This window comes from Chitinophaga dinghuensis (assembly GCF_003259435.1).
GTDB classification, from domain to species: domain Bacteria; phylum Bacteroidota; class Bacteroidia; order Chitinophagales; family Chitinophagaceae; genus Chitinophaga; species Chitinophaga dinghuensis.
The window spans coordinates 107,657-125,403 of the sequence record NZ_QLMA01000001.1 but is presented as its reverse complement, the minus strand read 5'-3'; the positions used below and the strand labels follow the sequence as shown (position 1 = coordinate 125,403).

Sequence of the window (17,747 nt, the reverse complement as noted above, 5' to 3'; positions counted from 1 at the left end):
CAGGTTAGTCCATTAGTTCACCTAAAAATTTGTGCATGCAACAAAACCTAAGGGTGATGTGGCTTTCAGTGCTATTGATGCTGTTGTTTGGAGTTGTTCAGGCACAGCAGCTACGATTAGGTAATCTCGGAACCACAGCCACCACTAAGTCTGCCGTACTGGAGTTGGCCTCTACGAACCAGGGGTTGCTGCTTACCCGCGTCACGCCGGCTGCAATGGCCGCAGCCCCATTGAGTTCTGCGCCGGCAGGAATGATTGTTTTCAGCACTACAGACAGTAGTCTGTATCTCCGTGTAGGCGCCAGCTGGCAGAAGATTGTAATACCAACGGTATCACAAACCTATTACTCGCTGGCAGGCGCCGGCACCAATACGCCTATCACTAATCCAATAAAAATTATAGTAGACTCAGTACAGAATCTCAGCACCGGTTTGCCTGTTGTGAATATACCATCAGGCTTTTATACCAAGATTATCAATATCCAGGCAACCGGTGCAGGAGGAACCAATAATACCAATTCACCTATCGTAACGGTTTCTTCTTTTAGTCTGACGAAAATACAATTTGCAGTGACGGTCGGTAACTCCGCGCTGGTAGCGCTACTTAGCGGAACCGTCATGGATACCGACGTCACGCATAAAGTCTACTTTACTATAACAGGATATTAAAGCAACGATTATCTATATACGAAAAACGATATTGACCTTTTTGCTGTTGTACTGCACTTTACTATTGCAGGCACAATCCGGCGCATGGCTGCATCCTGGCGGGAAAATGGCGGTCTATGGTGGCGACACCATCGCCATTTTCGGAGACATGACGCATGAAGGACTCCTATTATCCACACCCGGATCTGTGATTAATTTTTACGGACTGCATTGGAGAAACAATCCGGGAGCATCCATCCTGGATGAAAGTAGTGACGGACTAAGCGGCACTGGCGGCTGGTTTCAGTTCATTCAGCCCGGAAAATCCAATCCAGCCATCGTGTATCAGTTTGTGAGCGGAGGGTATAACGTCTCCCAAAATGCCGGTACTGTATTTCCTAATCTTCGGCTGGTCAATTCACCAGGACTAATCCTGGAGGATTTAAATGACCTGAAAATCAGCCATGAGCTGGACCTTCGCAGAGGTTCTATTTTTCTAAACGGGTGGAATCTGGTAGTAGGTCACCAAACGCCAGGGACTATACGCAATTACTCAGATAGCAACTATATCATTACCGGTGGCCGGTTTGGCAATGGATTCCTCTACAGATCCAATATTTCGCCCAGCGATGGAGAAGTAGTTTTTCCCATTGGAACAAGGCCCACATCCTATACGCCAGCAGTTGTCAGCAGTGCGGACAATACCAGTACTTTTCGTGCAGCCGTCAGCGATAGTGTGTTATCCGGACTCACGCAAGGTTCCAATCTCTTAATGAGTACCGTCAACAGAACCTGGCAAATAGATGCGCTCACCCCCAATACCAATGCTAATATCACCCTGGTACACCGTTTATCGGATGAAGGACCGGCATATGAAGCAAACCGCGGCAGTAGTTATGTATCGAGGTTCAGTGGCGCCAACTGGGATACCGCCCGCAGTAACGGCGTACCCGTGTCTCCCAATATTTATACCACCGGTCCCCCCAATCCATCAGCAGCCTACAACAGCCGATCCTTCCTACTTGCTGGTCCCAACTCATTCTTTACCAGCATGGTAGCAGAAATAAATAGCAATCCTGGTAAAACGGTGCTGCAATTTTTTGATGCATTCCGCAGTGCGTTGCTCCCCGACTCTATCATTCTCCGTTGGGGCACCGTGCGGGAATACTTCCTGAAAGGATTTACCATAGAGCGCAAAACACTGACTGCTCCTGGTTTTGATTCCATTGGATTTATGCCAACCAGGAACTCTAACGGCCTCAGTTACATTCCTTCCGGCTATGAAACCCGCGATATACAGGATTCCTCTGTATCATTGCTTTATCGCCTGAAAGTTACCATGACCGATGGCAGTTTCTTCTATAGTCCGGTTCGAATGGTACGCGGGAAAACCGCCACTGGCGACGTAAATGTGTGGCCTAATCCAGTAAGAACAGGCACCCGACTGCATATTTATTACAATGAAGCATTAAGAGTCAAAGCCATAGTGCTCGTGGATGTACCCGGCCGACGTGTGGGTTATTTGAATACCGCACAACCGCCTTATAATCGGAATTATTATGATTTCGATATTCCTACTAATCTGAGCGCAGGAACCTACTTCCTCCAATTCATCATTGAAGACAACAAAATAATTCATACCGAAAAAGTCATCATTATCAACAGATTATAAGAAATTAAAATCTTATTAAAGTCGGGCTCAGGCGGCTATTTCAACATAACAAAGGCTAACTTTGTTAGTTAAATCTATAGACTGAAGCGTTACTGATTATGTCCAGGGGAAGCAAATTTTTTTCATTAGCATTTTTGCGAAAATTACACTGGAAGGAACTGTTAGCCGTACTGTTCATCCTTCTTGCCATTTATTTTTTCCGTTCACAACGTCACGAATTAAAAGCCCTGATACCCGCGATAGAACAGGCCGACAGAGTTTGGGTAATCATTGGAGTGGCAATAACGGGAGCGTATATACTATTGCAGGCAGCGATGTATGTATTTAGTTTTCGCTCTGTAGGTTCCAGGTTGAATATTGTCAGAAGTACAGAACTTTTCCTGAAAAGAAATTTACTTTCTGTGTTTCTTCCTGCCGGAGGTATCAGCTCTCTGGCCTATCTGCCACAAAGTTTAAGACGCGAACAACATCTGCATAAACAACAAATTCATCAGGCTTCGGGCATTTATGGATTTGTAGGTATCCTTTCTGTTTTTCTCGTAGGCATACCGGTGGTCCTGTATTCAATGATGCACGCAGGATCTATGCGAGATGCCGCCTGGGGGCTGGTTACCATCTGTTTGCTACTGGGTGCAGTAGTGGGCGTAGTGAGGTCCATGCAGCATAAAGGGGTATTATACCGACTTTTAGTAAAATATTTCCCAGGAGCAGCGCAGCAGGTAGACTCGATCTTCACTTTCCATTTGTCGGTTCCTGCATTCATGAATACGGTACTGGCATCTGTACTGATCGAAGTAGCAGGTGTGGCCCATCTGTATATCAGTATGCTGGCAGTAGGCGTGCATCCATCCCTGGAGGCAGCCTGTGTAGGCTACATTGTAGCTACCATATTCCTGATAATATCGCCATTCCTGCGCGGACTTGGCGCTATTGAATTGTCGCTGGCATACCTGCTTTCCGGTTACGGCTATACGACGTTGCAAGCATTGGAAATCACTTTGTTATTCCGCCTGTTCGAATTCTGGCTGCCTTTGATAGCTGGTATGTTTGCCTTTGCTTTGAAGGGTAAAGAGTTGGTTTTACGACTGTTACCACCCATTCTTATCTTCCTGCTGGGAATGGTCAATATATTCTCCGTACTTACGCCACCGTTAGCTTACCGTATGCATTTGCTGAGGGCGCTGATTCCTGGCACCTCCATTCATGCCTCCAATTTATTGGTCGTATTTCTGGGATTGATTTTGTTGGTTACTGCCACCTTCCTGTTCCGTGGATTACGCAGTGCCTGGATAGTGGCGCTGTCTGTCTCTTTGCTGTCGGTGCTGGGGCATATCAGTAAGGCGTTGGATTATGAGGAGGCTTCGCTGGCGTTATTGACCAGCGTGATTCTGTTGATTACTGCGAAACAGTATCGGGTAAAAAGTAATCCGCAACTGGTGAATATAGGAGTGGTGACGGCCATCGGCACTTTCATGGTGGTGCTGGTGTTTGGCAGTATTGGATTTTATTTCCTGAATGTCAGACATTTTGGTATTGATTTCACCTGGCAGCAATCGCTCCGTCATGCCTTTCATGGCTTTATGCTCCTGGATGACGACGGCCTCGTGCCTGTAACAAGGTTCGGACGGGAGTTTATGTCTGCTATCCGGGTACTGGGTGTAAGCGCATGGGCCTTCCTGTTTTATACGATTATTCGCCCTTACCTGCATGTGGCCAAACATAGCAACACTGCACTGGAAAAAGCAAGATTCTATCTGAGTCAATATGGTAGCTCCCCTATGGATTATTTCAAAGTGGGTAGCGATAAGTTGTTATTCGTTTCAGAAGAATATGAAGGATTTATTGCTTATCGGGTGGCGAGTAGCTTCGCGATTGTTTTAGAAGAACCCGTTTGTAGCGAAGACGACAAGCTCGCCATATTGGAAGAGTTTGAGCAACAATGCCATAAAATGGGCTTAAGACCGGCTTTTTATCGCGTGGATGAAGATAGCACCTACTACTTCAACAAACTGAAAAAGAAGCGAATGCTGATAGGCCAGGAAGCGATTATGGACCTTCGTCATTTCAGCCTGAGTGGAAAGGATAAGAAATCCCTTCGAAATGGATTGAATAGCTTGGCGAATAAAGGCTATATCACGCAAATGCATGTAGCTCCACAAACGGATGCGCGACTGGCAGAATTAAAGGCCGTCAGCGATGAATGGCTGAAACAGTATGAAGTAAAGGAGATGACCTTCTCTCAGGGCTTATTTGATGAAGAGGCCATTCGTCACCAGGATGTGATCACAGTATCTAATGCAGACGGGGAAATTGTAGCCTTCCTGAATATCATTCCGGATTATACGCCGGGAGAATGTACCTACGATTTGATTCGTAAACGTTCGGATGCTCCTGGCGGCGTAATGGATGCATTGATTATTGCTTTGATTCAGGATGCGCAGGCGAAAGGACTGGAATTCCTGAACCTGGGTATGGTACCGATGTCGGGGATTAGCCAGCCAGAGAATACAGCAGAGCAAATGGTGAAATATGCTTATGAAAAGTTGAGGCTATTCCGTCATTATCAGGGGCTCAGAGAGTTCAAGGATAAATATGCCACCGAGTGGACGAACAAATACCTGGTATACGAGCATGATTTTGATCTGTTACAACTGCCGGTAGCACTCAGTAAAGTGATGCAGCCATAATAGTTACGAACAATACGGAATGGATTTTGTTTTTTTGCGGTAGGGATTTAAGCTATGATAAAAGGAAAAAGACGAATAACATTACTGATTTTGGCTATTGCAGCATTATTTCAGGTTCATACGGGCGTACAGGCGCAAAATGCTCCAGGTAATCTTCCGGTTCAGGCCAAACCTGCAGATGCCAACAGTAATCTGCCATTGATCTTTTACATTACCGGAGATGGCGGCATGAAAAAGTTTTCTGCCAACGTAATCGATGAATTCCATAAAAAGAATTATCCGGTGGTGGCATTGAATGCGCTGAAGTATTTCTGGAACAAGAAAACGCCTGCACAGGCGGGCCTGGATGTAGCCAACCTGATCAAGTTTTACCAATCACAGTGGAATAGTCATAATGGTATTATTCTCATTGGATATTCGTTAGGGGCAGACGTGATGCCCTTTATTTACACTCATCTACCCGGGGATTTGGAAAATGCAGTGCAGCAGATAATTTTATTATCTCCCTCCAGGTTTACGGATCTGGAAGTACATTTATCAGATATGCTTGGGAAGAGCAATAATAAAGGAATGAGTGTACCTGCGGAGATCAATAAAATCAGTAAGCCCATATTGCTGGTATTTGGTGCAGAAGAGAAAGATTTCAATCTGACCGAGCTGACCATACATAATTACAAGCGGTTGTTGTTACCAGGGGGGCATACTTATGATGAAGATGCTGGTGGTGTAGCGGCGCGACTGATGGCCATGTTTGCACAATAACATATGTAGAAAACAAAAAAGAGCAGTGCGGTGCACTGCTCTTTTTTTATGGCTAAGATTTCTGCCAGCGTTTCTTATATCTTCTTTCCAGTTCCTGTCCTATGTTTCTGGAGAGTGGAATCCTTGCTGTGCCGATATAGACATGATCTTCTGCGAGGTGGTCTATGTATCGGAATCCAACTACATACCATCTGTGGACGTGCATAAATGCGTTGAGTGGTAACTGGGCCATGATCCAGTCGAGTTTCTCCGTGGTGGTGATCTGACTGTCTTTGGTGTGGAGAATGATATGATTATCCACTACTTCCAGGTAACGGAGGTCGTCATAAATTATTTTTTCGTACCGATTATCACAGCGGAGCATGAAGTGGTCGGCTGTTCTTGGGGGAATTGTTTCTTGTCCTTCCATGTCGATGATGTTGTAAAGTCTGTGTACAGTGTTATAAAAAGCTTCGTAGGTAAGGTATGGGAAGAGTACTTCTTCGTGGCAAACAAAGAAGGGATAAGGGTTATTGTCTGGATAGGAAAGCACGAGGATTCTCAGGTCATGTTGTTCTTCGTGGTGCGCGAGTTGATTTGCGGGAGGGTTTCCGGCGAACAGGAGATGAATGGCTTCTGTTTCCAGAATGGGAAGTGCGTCATTGAAAGACTGGCAATGTTCTGCCAGGAAGGTGAAGGAGGTATCATTTATAAACCTTTCGAGGTTCTGGAATCCGTTAGGTATCTCTCCTAAAATTAGACAATTTAACATCATATAATTTGATGTATTATTTGTTTTTAATTAAGTGGCACACTCATTTGGCAATGCCTGGGTGAATTTTAAAAAAATGGCAGGTGACTGGATAGAAACCTGCGTAGTTTCAAAAATCTAATCTAAACCGCGTTATGAAAAAAAATATCTTATATCGTTGCCTGTGGGGGCTGCTACTGATTTTATGTTACTGTTCCGACACATCATTGACTTTTTTTCTATTCTAAAGATCGACGTAAAAAATGGGCCAAATGTATATTGGATGTTAACAGAAAAAGAAAAACAATAAATTAAAATAAAAAAATTAGGCAGACAGAGACACAAGCGTATCCCTGTCCACCTAATAAGATGGATTTAGCAAAAGATTCTGTGGAAGCCGGCTAAGGGCCTGGCAGGCAATAGAATCTGAGACACCGGGTAAACGGTGTAGGTACGATGGCATCACCCAAAAGTGAGTGACGCGTCAGGTCATAATTACCAGACTGTAGAAAGGATCAATAGAAAGACTGCACTCGCGGTGACCAGGTTCTTAGTGAACCGGATGTTGAATCCACCTTTTTCCGAGTAATAGTAACTTTCTTTGTACCGGTCGTACTCAATGGGAGCTCCTAACTCCTTCATCATCTTGAGGAATTCATACAGAGTTCTCTCTGAAATACGAAGCCGCTTGGCTAACTGAGCGGGCTTTCCGGTACCCTTGATCCTAATCAGGTAATCAATGGTCTGTAAACGGTCAAAATAACGCTTTGGCATGTGGCATAGAGGGGCTTAACGATGAGTATAATAATTAATTTACGGATTTGTACTGATTAAACCAAGGCTGTATCATATATATTTAAATATAAATATTAGTAACTTGATTTAATTGAAGTTCTGATAATCCATGCTGCGTATAAATAGCGCTTATGCGCTACAGTCGCGTCCTTTCGGTTATCTGAGTCCGCTAATATAACGCAGCCCACTGCGATTTATTGGCAGGAATCCACATTTTTTATTGTTGTAGTGCCTCGTAAATAATATTAGTTAATTCGTTCCCCTCATCGTTGGATGGATTAGGTGGCTTTACTGCGAAAATACGGCCGTTACGTGCGATAACTATCAGAGTAGGACAGGCAGAAACATTGTAATCACGTTGGATAGCGGGCAATTGATTTCCCGGAAATAATTGAATCCCATTTTCATGGATAGGCAATGGCGTCATACCAATATGAAGAAAGGCGACTTCCTTTTTATCAAAGCATTTACTGATCTCATCCAAGGTAGGCGTCAGATTATCATCATCTGCACAGAAGTGCAGTAGCACTACCTTCCCGGAAAACTGACTCAGTGCAATATTGTTTCCTTTATTATCAGGCAGACTGAAACCCGGCGCTGGCAAGCCTCTCCGGATACCTCGCCGCATCCTGCTGAAAGGAACCGCCACGGCCACTTTACAACTCTCGGAACGAACCATCTTCAGATAATCTTCCGCACATTGCTCCAGCTCTTCCTGCTGACCGCCCAATGCAAAAGCCAATAATAACTGATGCGCCAGTAACCTCTCCTGCAATCCCCCACTGTAATGGGTTTTAATCCACTCATATACTGCGCCATGCGTGCACTGACGATGCATAGCCCGATGATAATCCAACTGCGCTTTGTCTAACAGGTAATCCAGGTAATGCCCGGATAATGCGCTGTTATCATCCGCAGGCAGCTTTGCCAATACGGGACCTATATACCTATTATATATACCTTCCTGTTTGTCTGGCTCCTGCTCCCAATAAACGCCTATCATCCTTGAACCGATCTTCCCCAGCAACTCCGCGCGCAGCAAGGCATACAGAGATCCTGACAAACTATCTCTATACGATTGTAGTACGGCATCTACCTGCGGAATGGCCTTCTGATCATACTCCAGCTGATCTGCCACGCGCATATTCGTCCGACCCCTTGCAGCTATCCGCCCAAGGTATAAAGCCCTGTTGGCCGCAGATCCACGGCCGGAAAAGCAAATCGTGTCTCCCCGAAACTCCAGATAAATATTATCTCCCTTACTAACAATACCATAAAACCCTTCTCCACCAGCATCTACATAAAAAAACAATTCTTGCCCCGTCCATGTCGGCAGCGAAAAATAAAAAGAATCCTTTGCTAAAACAGCATCCATCGTGATTACAGGAGATATGCCCGGCTGCTCCCAATAAGAAAGCGAGACCTGCTGGCCACTGCGCCCACCAGCTACCTTTCCACTGATAATAGCCGATTGCCCACAAACTGAAATAGAGAAGAACAAACACGCTACCTTCCATAGCATGAAACGGGGCCACATGTATTGAATAGGATATAGTTGCTGCATCCTTGCAATGATAAGCGCATTAAGAGCCTGGGCTTGTTATGCATTGGTTAAGCAATGGTTAATCTGCCATCATAAAAAAAATCCCCATGGTAGACACCACAGGGGGCTTGTATTCACAACGATAGTAAATGAAAACTTTACGTAGCCCAATGCTTGTAGTAATGCAGTGGAGAAAATTAACCGCGTATTGTATTGCAATAATAAATTGATCTTGTGGCGAGAATGTTTATTACTTGTTAACGTTAACAAGATTAACAAAATAAATTTGATTAGAATAACTAACTAAACACACCAAAATAAGCCACCATAGCCTATTTAATGACCATTTAAATATTAAACCAATATACAAGTTTCAACACCAATGCGCGGTTGCGTATATACATGGGCTCAGGAAGGTAATTGTCAGTATATACAATGAATAAATCAGAAGCAGGCCTGTATCTCCATTGCAATCTCGTATTCAGGTTGATGTTTTTTTGTTGTTGGTTATACTGCATGAATCCTGTAAAAAACAGTGTATTCGTCATCGTGACATCCAATCTGGGACCCACCAACCAGAATGATTGATTCCCCCATGGCTGCATCAAAGCGATATGATTATAATTCGCACTCAACGCAATACTCACATAAGGCTGAAACCTGTATCCCAGCTCGGAATTCAGCATCAATCTGCGTCCGCCGGCATAATAGCCTCCATAACGGGCGGAAAATGCATACGTAAATAATTGCTGAGGCTGCGATACATAATCCGCTCCCACCGTATTCCAGCTATGAGAACTACCCACCAATAAACTGTCTTTTCCCGTATTCGTTGGATCAAACGGCTGCAGTAAACGGATATACGTATTAGAACCCCAGATATTTAACGTATTGCGCTTACGGAATACAATCCCATAATTGAGCATCGTTTCATTGTCGGTACGATTGAAATGTTCATCCATAAACATCGTTCCTGTAACCTGCGGTCCATGGCTCAACACAGCGCCAGACACAGGAAAAAATAAACGGGTGATCTGCGGAGCTATTTTGATGTATCCTTGTCGCGGTACATATCCCACTTCCGCATTGAAATTGTGCCCTACGTATTCATGCTGCCAACCCACATTCCAGACCTTACTGGTATATTGCAGATTAGCCGCATGGGCGTAATCGCTCCCCTCCCGGCCAGGACTATACGATTTCAATAGCATCGCTTTACCCGTCCAGAAATTATTACTGGAAGCCAGGTTATATTCTAATCCCATATTCCGGTTATAACGGGAATACAGCGGTTTCTGTGCTTCATCTTCTGGGTGATAATTCAGGGACTCCTTATTAATAAATATAAAGCCCACATTGGATCTTGAGAATACTCTCCGCTGTAACGCGGCAACGGTATAGTTCTGCGAAGGCAGCCCTACCTCTTCCTTTGCGGCCGTTTGCATATTCATCAGCCCTAACCGCCAGTTGCGATTGAGTTTTCCACTTAACCGGGCTCCAAACTGTATGGGCACGCCAAGCCCTATTCTCCTGGAGAAAAATGGCCGGATGGTACTATATCCGAAATTGGAGAACTGATCTCCATTCTCCAGGAAAAACTGTCTTTTTTCAGGAAAAAACAGTTCAAACCGATCGAGGTTGGTGACTTGTTTATCCACATCTACCTGGGAGAAATCAGGATTAACGGTGAGATCCAGGTTCAGAGAACTGGTGATCCCAATTTTCGCATCCAGTCCTGCATCCCGACGCCAGGTAGTATTACCCTTTGTATCATAGTTTTTCGCTAAACCGCCCAGTACATAAGGAATGATGGAAATATTCGGGCCCGCTGCCGGCGGAATCGTATCCCATTGCAAAGTACCGGTATACGCCAGCGAGGCTGTGGGGAACTGTCGCGGCACCGGCGCCCAGGCGGATTTCTCCGTGGTCTTCAGATCATTTCTGCTAAAGTTGATCCCCCATTGCATAATCCCTTTCTTATAACGGATACTCTTAAACGGAATAGCGGCCTCAAATACCCATTTATCCGGGTAATTCTTTACTGCCGACACCCACTTGTTATCCCAGCTCAAATCCACTTTTCCGCCATCATACATGAGTCCATCCCACTGCGCTCCTGCCGCATTGGCCCCAAAGCTGAAGCCATTGGTCTGGTCATCGAAGGGGTCCATAAAAAAAATGAAGTTATCATTCTTCAGAAAGGCGAAATCCCTGCGTAATGATTCTACCATATAAGGCCCACTCCCTTGGGTATAGTTCTCTACCAGTATATATAAACGTTGCTGGTCATAGAGCATACGTACATCTGTCCGCAATTTGGCGGCACTGGTATCCATTGGGAGCACCATTCTGAAATCAGTAGCAACAGCTGCATGTTTCCAGGCTTCTTCATCGATGATGCCATCAATTTTAATAGGAGAAACAGCCCTGGAGATAGGTAATTTCCAGGCTTCATTTTTCTTTTGTCCATAGAGGAACGGCGCCCAGAGAAGGCTTAAGCATAATAAACGTGGAATGCGCAACACAGAATATTGGGTTATGTCTGATTACAAAATACAAAAGAAATTACGCAGGTCATAGCAGAAAAAAAGCCGGCTCTACTAGGTAGAGACGGCCTTTCACTCTTCACTGTATGGCTAGTTTCTGTTATTTCTCAATTGTTCCTGCGGCTGTGGCACTTTTACTGCTGTAGTTTTACTACCGCGGCCACGGGTATCGAACACTTTGAATTTCACTGTTTTTCCTACTGCTTTGAACGGCGCAGTATATACAGGACTTTTCAACGTAGGTTCTTCACCGTTAGTGGTATAACGGATTGCCATTCCCGGAAACTGCACATTGGCACTTACTTCCCCGTCTTCTACCTGTACGCCTGGCGTCGGAATACGGTAAGCATAACCGCCGTTGAGTTTATCCAGACGCGGTAACTCTCGTTTACCCACTACATTTGTAAACACGCTCCAAGCCTGGTTATACAATGCATCTGCTTTCACCGGATCTTTTTCAGTGGCCCATGCCGGGTCCTGTGCCCATGCTCTCTCTGCAAGGCCGAGGAGTTTAGGCAGAATCATGTACTCCATACGTTCTGAGTTAGACACAGTTTCGCTCCAGAGTAAACCCTGAATACCACGGATATTGGACTGTCCGAAGCCAGTGAGCCTGTCTTTACCCATGAAAGTATTGGCTGTTACCGGATCGCCTTTACCATCTACTTTAGAATTCTTGTAATAGTCGAATGGAATAAAGTAAAACGGCTTATCGATGTCTACAAATCCACCCCAATAGAAGCCAGGCTCATCAAAGGATTTCATGTAGGCCATATCAAAATAGAAATTGCTCACACCACCAAGGATCACCTTATAACCAGCGTTGGCGAGTCGGTACGATAAATCTTCCTGACCACCGCCAATTACGTTGTTCCACACATTCAGCTGGAAATTATCATTGGCAAAATCCGGGTTAGGAATACTGGCACTCTTACCATCGATCGTCGTTTTACGCATACCTGCTTCTTCCCATCCTGCCAGTTCCAAGCCTCTTGCTTTCAGTAGGTTGCTCACATTCCTATAATAGTAATACCAGAGATCATCAACGTTCTTAATGGATTTATCCTTTTCCATCAATGCCAGGCAGGCAGGCGACTGTTGGAAAACGCCATTAGGCACTTCATCACCGCCCATATGCACTGTAGTCAGCGGCGCACCTGCTTCTTTATACATCGCCTGTAACTCCACTACTACTTTGTCCAGGAACTTATACACAGAAGGTACTGCTACGTTCATCACGTTATCATTCCAGTATTGTACAGAGTGATAGGTAGATTTATCTTTCAAATCAGAGAGCAGGTATTCTTCCGCTTCCTGCTGGCGACCTTGCGCTGCCAGGCGTTCATAGCGTACTTCCATTGATTTCACAGAAGCGCGCGCATGACCCGGGCTTTCTATCTCCGGCAGTACTTTAATATGTCTTTCAGTCGCATATTTCAGGAGCTCGATAAAATCTTTGCGGGAAAAATATCCGCTACCTGCCGTATTGGTAGAATCAGGACCGGAGCCATAGGAAGGCGGCAGCATATTCTTAAAGTCAGGCGTATGGCCTCTTCTGGCGCCTACTTCCGTCAGTTCAGGTAATCCTGGAATTTCCAGTCTCCAACCTTCATCATCGCTGAAGTGGAAATGAAGCACATTCAATTTATATAATGCCATCACATCTATCAAACGAAGCATATCCTGCTTGTTGTGGAAGTTGCGGGCAATATCGATCATGAATGCGCGATACTTAAATCGTGGGTGATCTGTCACCTGCACGGCCGGAATGCTGATAGACTTAGCGTTACCGGCCCATGCTGCAGGTGTTATGAGGGCTTTCAAGGACTGCACACCATAAAAGGCGCCTTCGTTGTCGGAAGCGCTGATGCTCACGCCTTGCGGCGTTACATCGAGTTGATAGGCATCCGGAGCCAGCGACTCATCCACCTTTAAATTGATTACCACTTTTCCTTTTGCACGTTTACCCATCAACGTTATCAATTCACTGTTGAGGAAGCTGGCAGTTTTTGCCAAGCGCGGATCTGCCTGAATGTCCGGGAACGCATCCATCACCAGTTCTCCTGATGCGGTTTTGTAAGATACCGGAGTGGGTAAAATTAATGGTAACTGCGACAAAGGAATATCTTTCGCGGCAGCATTCTGTTTAAATATATTCGTTGGCGTTATAACTGCACTTTTATCCCCCTGGAAACGCATCAGCTGTTTAGCCGATGTTGAAGGGCGAATGCTGAAGTCGGTAACCGGAATACCTTTTGCTGGTTGTTGATTCCAAACTACGTATAGCCCTTTGGGTGCATCTGTGAAATTGATCGCCCAGGCATCGCTGGCGAAGTTCACCTTCAGTGAGTCGCCCGGAGCAATACCCTTGAAATCCGGACCAGGCACTACCCGGAACAGATCCCCATTTACATGTTCGACGATAACTCCGTTGAGCTGTTGCCCCGGTTTTATCATACGTACAAAGTTGAAATATAACTGCCAGTTCTTCGCCGGGAAGGGCTTATTCCCCGTATTGATAAAAGTAAAAGAAGAAAGGAACTGCGCTTTCCCTTCATAGCCGTTTTCTACCACTTCCCAGCTGGACTTCAGCCGGGCTACGTCATAAGTACTGTTATCCTGGGCTTGTAATTGCATGGAGGCTGCCATCAGTATGGGCGCTGCAACCAGTTTACTAAAATGCTTAAACATCATTTGTTGGATGAATTATGTAAGACCTTATAATGGATTATTCTACAACATCTGTGGGCTCCTGTGGGATTTGTGTCAAATGGCATATAATCTGGTTGATGACGTAATATAGAGAGAAGTATGCAATTTTGCAAACCTTGCAAAAAATAATTTGCAACTTTTGCAAAGCGAGTTTTTTCTCTCGCAGAGCAGCATAAGCAGCAAAGCAGCATAAGATGATGGCGATTTGTTGATAAATGTAGTTCATGGATTATTTATCCAGCAGGTCGAAGTACTTTTTTGCACTATCTTATTCTTGTACTTGTTCTAATTAACAACATATCAATTCTTTGCTGCTTTGCTGCTTATGCTGCTTTGCGAGCAAAAAAAGCTTAAATTCAATGAAATCTACATCCTATGGCTAAACGATTCATTGCTATTGCTGTCCTAAGTCTGCTCCTGGTAATCGGGTTGGGATTTTTCTTCTCCTGGGTATGGTGGCTATTAATTCTTGTAGTTCCGCTTATCGTGATGGGTATTAATGATATGACCCAGACCAAACACGCTATTATCCGCAATTTCCCCGTAGTGGGCAGAATGCGTTACTGGATGGAAGCGATGCGCCCGAAAATCCACCAGTACTTTGTGGAGAGTGATATAGATGGACGTCCGATTAATCGTATAGATCGCAGTACCGTTTATCAGCGCGCTAAAAGAGAGCTGGACTCCCAGCCTTTTGGCACCCAGTTCAACGTATATGCGGAAGGGTATGAATGGATGGCCCATTCTATTCAGCCACAGGATTTTGAAAAGATGGAAAAAGATCCGAGGGTCGTATTTGGTGGGAAAGACTGCCTGCAACCCTATTCTGCCAGCATTCTGAATGTGAGCGCCATGAGTTATGGATCGTTGAGCTCCAATGCAGTGGAGGCGCTGAATGGAGGCGCCAAGCTGGGGAATTTCGCACATAATACCGGCGAGGGCGGCATCAGTGATTTTCATCTGAAACAAGGCGGCGATATTATCTGGCAGATTGGTACTGGTTATTTCGGATGCCGTGATGAAAATGGTAATTTCTCTGATGAGCTGTTTGCAGAGAAAACAGCTTTGCCACAGGTAAAGATGATAGAGCTGAAAATCTCACAGGGTGCGAAACCTGGTCATGGAGGGATTCTTCCCGCTTCTAAAAACACTCCTGAAATTGCGGCCATCCGCCATGTGAAAGCCGGCACCACGGTCTTCTCTCCCCCCTACCATACGGCTTTCAATACGCCTAAAGAAATGATGTTGTTTATAGGCAGAATGCGGCAGCTGAGTAAAGGCAAGCCAGTAGGCTTTAAATTATGCGTTGGCCAGCCACATGAATTCTACGCTATTTGCAAGGCAATGATTGAAACCGATATCTATCCTGATTTTATTACGGTGGATGGTGGAGAAGGCGGCACTGGCGCAGCTCCTCCGGAGTTCTCGAACTCAGTAGGGATGCCTATGATGGATGGCTTGGCTTTTGTGCACGATACCCTAACGGGCTTCAATATACGTAGTAGAATGAAGCTGATTGTTTCCGGTAAGATCATGACGGGGTATCATATCCTGAGGGCTTTATCACTGGGTGCAGATACCTGCAACAGTGCCCGCGCCATGATGATGGCACTGGGATGTATTCAGGCTTTATTGTGTAATACAAATACTTGTCCCACTGGTGTTGCTACGCAAGACAAGAGCTTAATGAAAGGCTTGGTGGTGGCCGACAAGAAGCAGAGAGTGTCGAACTATCACAGGGATACGGTAGAAAGTGCCATAGAACTGGCGGCAGCAGCCGGGTTACCCACTATTCATCATGTAACCCGACATCATATGTATCGCCGGGTGTTTATGAACCAGGTAAGAACGTTTGAAGATATCTACCCTAGCATGGCTCCGGGTATGTTATTAAATGGAAGCGCTCCTGATGCGTTGCGTCAGCAGTTGGATAAAATTAGTACTGATCGTTGGTAGACAGCCAGCTCACCGGCCTATCCAGCTACTGCTGTTTGGGCCGGTTTGTAAAGTTTCAGTGCATTATCTCTGCAAATTCTATTTACCAGGTCTGAAGAGAAGTTCTTTACAATCAGTTGCAGATCGTTCATGGAGAATGGCCTTGGCGCCCTTGTAGAAGGCAGGTCCGTACCAAAAATCAAGGCAGACGGATGTATCGCTACAATCTGCTTCATGGCTGGTACCACATCAAAATCACAGCGACTGAACCCCGTCGCTTTCACCACAGCTCCTTTTTCCACTAAAGGAAGCAGGTATTTAAATCCGGCTTTGGATAAGCCCAGATGATCAATCACCACTTTGGGCAATTTGCGTAAGGTCGTGGAGATACTTGGCAGCTGGCGGGAATCGATATATAATTCCACATGCCATTTTACGAGGTCGTATACACGCAGCGCCAGATTTTCCAGATAACGAATACTTTCAGACCCGCCCCTCTGCACATTAAACCTAACTGCACGAACGCCTGCATCATTCAAGGCTATAATTTCTTCATCAGTGGTAGTTGCAGGAATTTGGGTTACGCCCACAAAAGCAGGACCTAATTCCCGGAGAGCATCTAACAGGTACGACTGGTCAAATCCCTGAAAAGAGCCGGAGACTACTGCACCACCTATAATATCCATTTCTGTTGTTTGGCTTTTATAGTCAGCTACAGTATATGCTGACGGCAGAAATCCCTGACTAGGCTGTAAGGGGTGCTGACGGTCTACTATATGCAAGTGTGCATCGAATATGGGCTTTTCAAACATATCTCATCGCTTATGACTCACAAGCTACCGAAATTTAGTGAAAGTAGAAAGCAGAGAAATGTGAAGATTTCATAAACAGAAAATGCCGCCAAAAGGCAGCATTTTCCTATATAAAGAATATACTTTTTTATTCCATGGCTGAGGCTGCTGCCTCATCCACAAACCAATGCAGTTCACCATTTTCAGGGCGAATCATTTGAGAAGGATACTTCTCTGCATCGAAGGTACCCTGGATAACATTCTTCAACGTAATCGCTTTACCTGCGCCAGTAGCCATGAACAGCACACAGGCTGCTCTGTTTACAACAGGGGCTGTAAGCGTAATACGATACATATCCTGCGCTTGCAGGAAGAAAGCTTTTACCCATGCCTTTTGCTCATGTACGACTGCTGTACCGGGAAATAGAGAGAGCGTGTGACCATCATCTCCCATACCTAATAATACCAGATCAAAAGTCAGTGCTTCATTACCGAAATAAGTATGCAGGAGTTTTTCATATTCTGCCGCAGATTCCTCCGGAGAGATATCTGTGCGCATAACATGAATATTATCCGGATTCACGGGTACTTTATCCAGCAGTACATCATATGCCATGCGGGCATTATTACGTTCGTCTTCAAAAGGCACTGCCCTTTCATCGCCCCAGAAGAAGTGGATTTTTTCCCATGGGATCATTTGATTATAAGGCGCTTTCGCCAGCAGGCCAAAGAGTTGTTTGGGGGTATTACCGCCAGACATCACCAGGGTGAATCTTTCCTGCGTTTGAAGTACTTCCAGTATATAGTTGCTAATCCATGCTGCTACGTTCTCACTCAGCTGGGCGGGATCTTTGGCAATATGTATTTCCATGAAAGAAGAATTTTACTCGCTTAAACAAAGATGACTCAGAAAAAGGCTCCTGGCGC

Annotated in this window: 12 protein-coding genes; 5 read left to right on the top strand and 7 right to left on the bottom strand. The window is 45.2% G+C overall.

Features of this window, described 5'->3' with window-relative positions; genetic code table 11:
* Positions 1-35 precede the first annotated feature (35 nt).
* The 4 genes from CLV59_RS00420 to CLV59_RS00405 all read left to right on the top strand — a co-directional run bounded on the left by CLV59_RS00420 (position 36) and on the right by CLV59_RS00405 (position 5,768).
* The gene (locus CLV59_RS00420; RefSeq protein WP_146616098.1) at positions 36-668 is read left to right on the top strand and encodes a hypothetical protein; all 633 of its coding nucleotides are present in this window, start codon (positions 36-38) and stop codon (positions 666-668) included.
* A gap of 40 nt (positions 669-708) precedes the next feature.
* Positions 709-2,319, top strand: a complete 1,611-nt coding sequence (locus CLV59_RS00415) for a T9SS type A sorting domain-containing protein (RefSeq protein WP_146616097.1) — start codon at positions 709-711, stop codon at positions 2,317-2,319.
* Between the two features lie 134 nt (positions 2,320-2,453).
* Positions 2,454-5,006, top strand: a complete 2,553-nt coding sequence (locus CLV59_RS00410) for a phosphatidylglycerol lysyltransferase domain-containing protein (protein ID WP_245950722.1) — start codon at positions 2,454-2,456, stop codon at positions 5,004-5,006.
* A gap of 54 nt (positions 5,007-5,060) precedes the next feature.
* Entirely contained in the window at positions 5,061-5,768 is a 708-nt protein-coding gene (locus tag CLV59_RS00405; RefSeq protein WP_111590034.1) for an AcvB/VirJ family lysyl-phosphatidylglycerol hydrolase, read from the top strand.
* 52 nt (positions 5,769-5,820) lie between these two features.
* On the opposite strand, the gene CLV59_RS00400 is transcribed toward CLV59_RS00405, so the two are convergent.
* From CLV59_RS00400 to CLV59_RS00380, 5 genes are all read right to left on the bottom strand, one after another.
* Entirely contained in the window at positions 5,821-6,522 is a 702-nt protein-coding gene (locus CLV59_RS00400) for a LytR/AlgR family response regulator transcription factor (RefSeq protein ID WP_111590033.1), read from the bottom strand.
* A 471-nt stretch (positions 6,523-6,993) separates the two neighbouring features.
* Positions 6,994-7,272 (bottom strand): HTH domain-containing protein, encoded by a 279-nt coding sequence (locus CLV59_RS00395; RefSeq protein WP_111590032.1) that lies wholly within the window; start codon positions 7,270-7,272, stop codon positions 6,994-6,996.
* Between the two features lie 238 nt (positions 7,273-7,510).
* Entirely contained in the window at positions 7,511-8,857 is a 1,347-nt protein-coding gene (locus CLV59_RS00390) for a peroxiredoxin family protein (RefSeq protein WP_146616096.1), read from the bottom strand.
* Between the two features lie 326 nt (positions 8,858-9,183).
* Entirely contained in the window at positions 9,184-11,361 is a 2,178-nt protein-coding gene (locus CLV59_RS00385) for a carbohydrate binding family 9 domain-containing protein (RefSeq protein WP_111590030.1), read from the bottom strand.
* Between the two features lie 111 nt (positions 11,362-11,472).
* Positions 11,473-14,076 (bottom strand): family 20 glycosylhydrolase, encoded by a 2,604-nt coding sequence (locus CLV59_RS00380; protein WP_245950720.1) that lies wholly within the window; start codon positions 14,074-14,076, stop codon positions 11,473-11,475.
* A 393-nt stretch (positions 14,077-14,469) separates the two neighbouring features.
* Between CLV59_RS00380 and CLV59_RS00370 the strand changes: the two genes are divergently transcribed.
* Positions 14,470-16,050: an FMN-binding glutamate synthase family protein gene (locus CLV59_RS00370; protein ID WP_111590027.1), complete on the top strand. Its 1,581-nt coding sequence runs from the start codon at positions 14,470-14,472 to the stop codon at positions 16,048-16,050.
* A 17-nt stretch (positions 16,051-16,067) separates the two neighbouring features.
* On the opposite strand, the gene CLV59_RS00365 is transcribed toward CLV59_RS00370, so the two are convergent.
* Together CLV59_RS00365 and pgl are read right to left on the bottom strand one after the other, a co-directional pair.
* Positions 16,068-16,841: an amidohydrolase family protein gene (locus tag CLV59_RS00365; protein ID WP_111590026.1), complete on the bottom strand. Its 774-nt coding sequence runs from the start codon at positions 16,839-16,841 to the stop codon at positions 16,068-16,070.
* Positions 16,842-16,968: 127 nt separating this feature from the next.
* On the bottom strand, positions 16,969-17,691 hold the full coding sequence (gene pgl, locus CLV59_RS00360; RefSeq protein ID WP_111590025.1) for a 6-phosphogluconolactonase: 723 nt from the start codon (positions 17,689-17,691) through the stop codon (positions 16,969-16,971).
* Positions 17,692-17,747 lie beyond the last annotated feature (56 nt).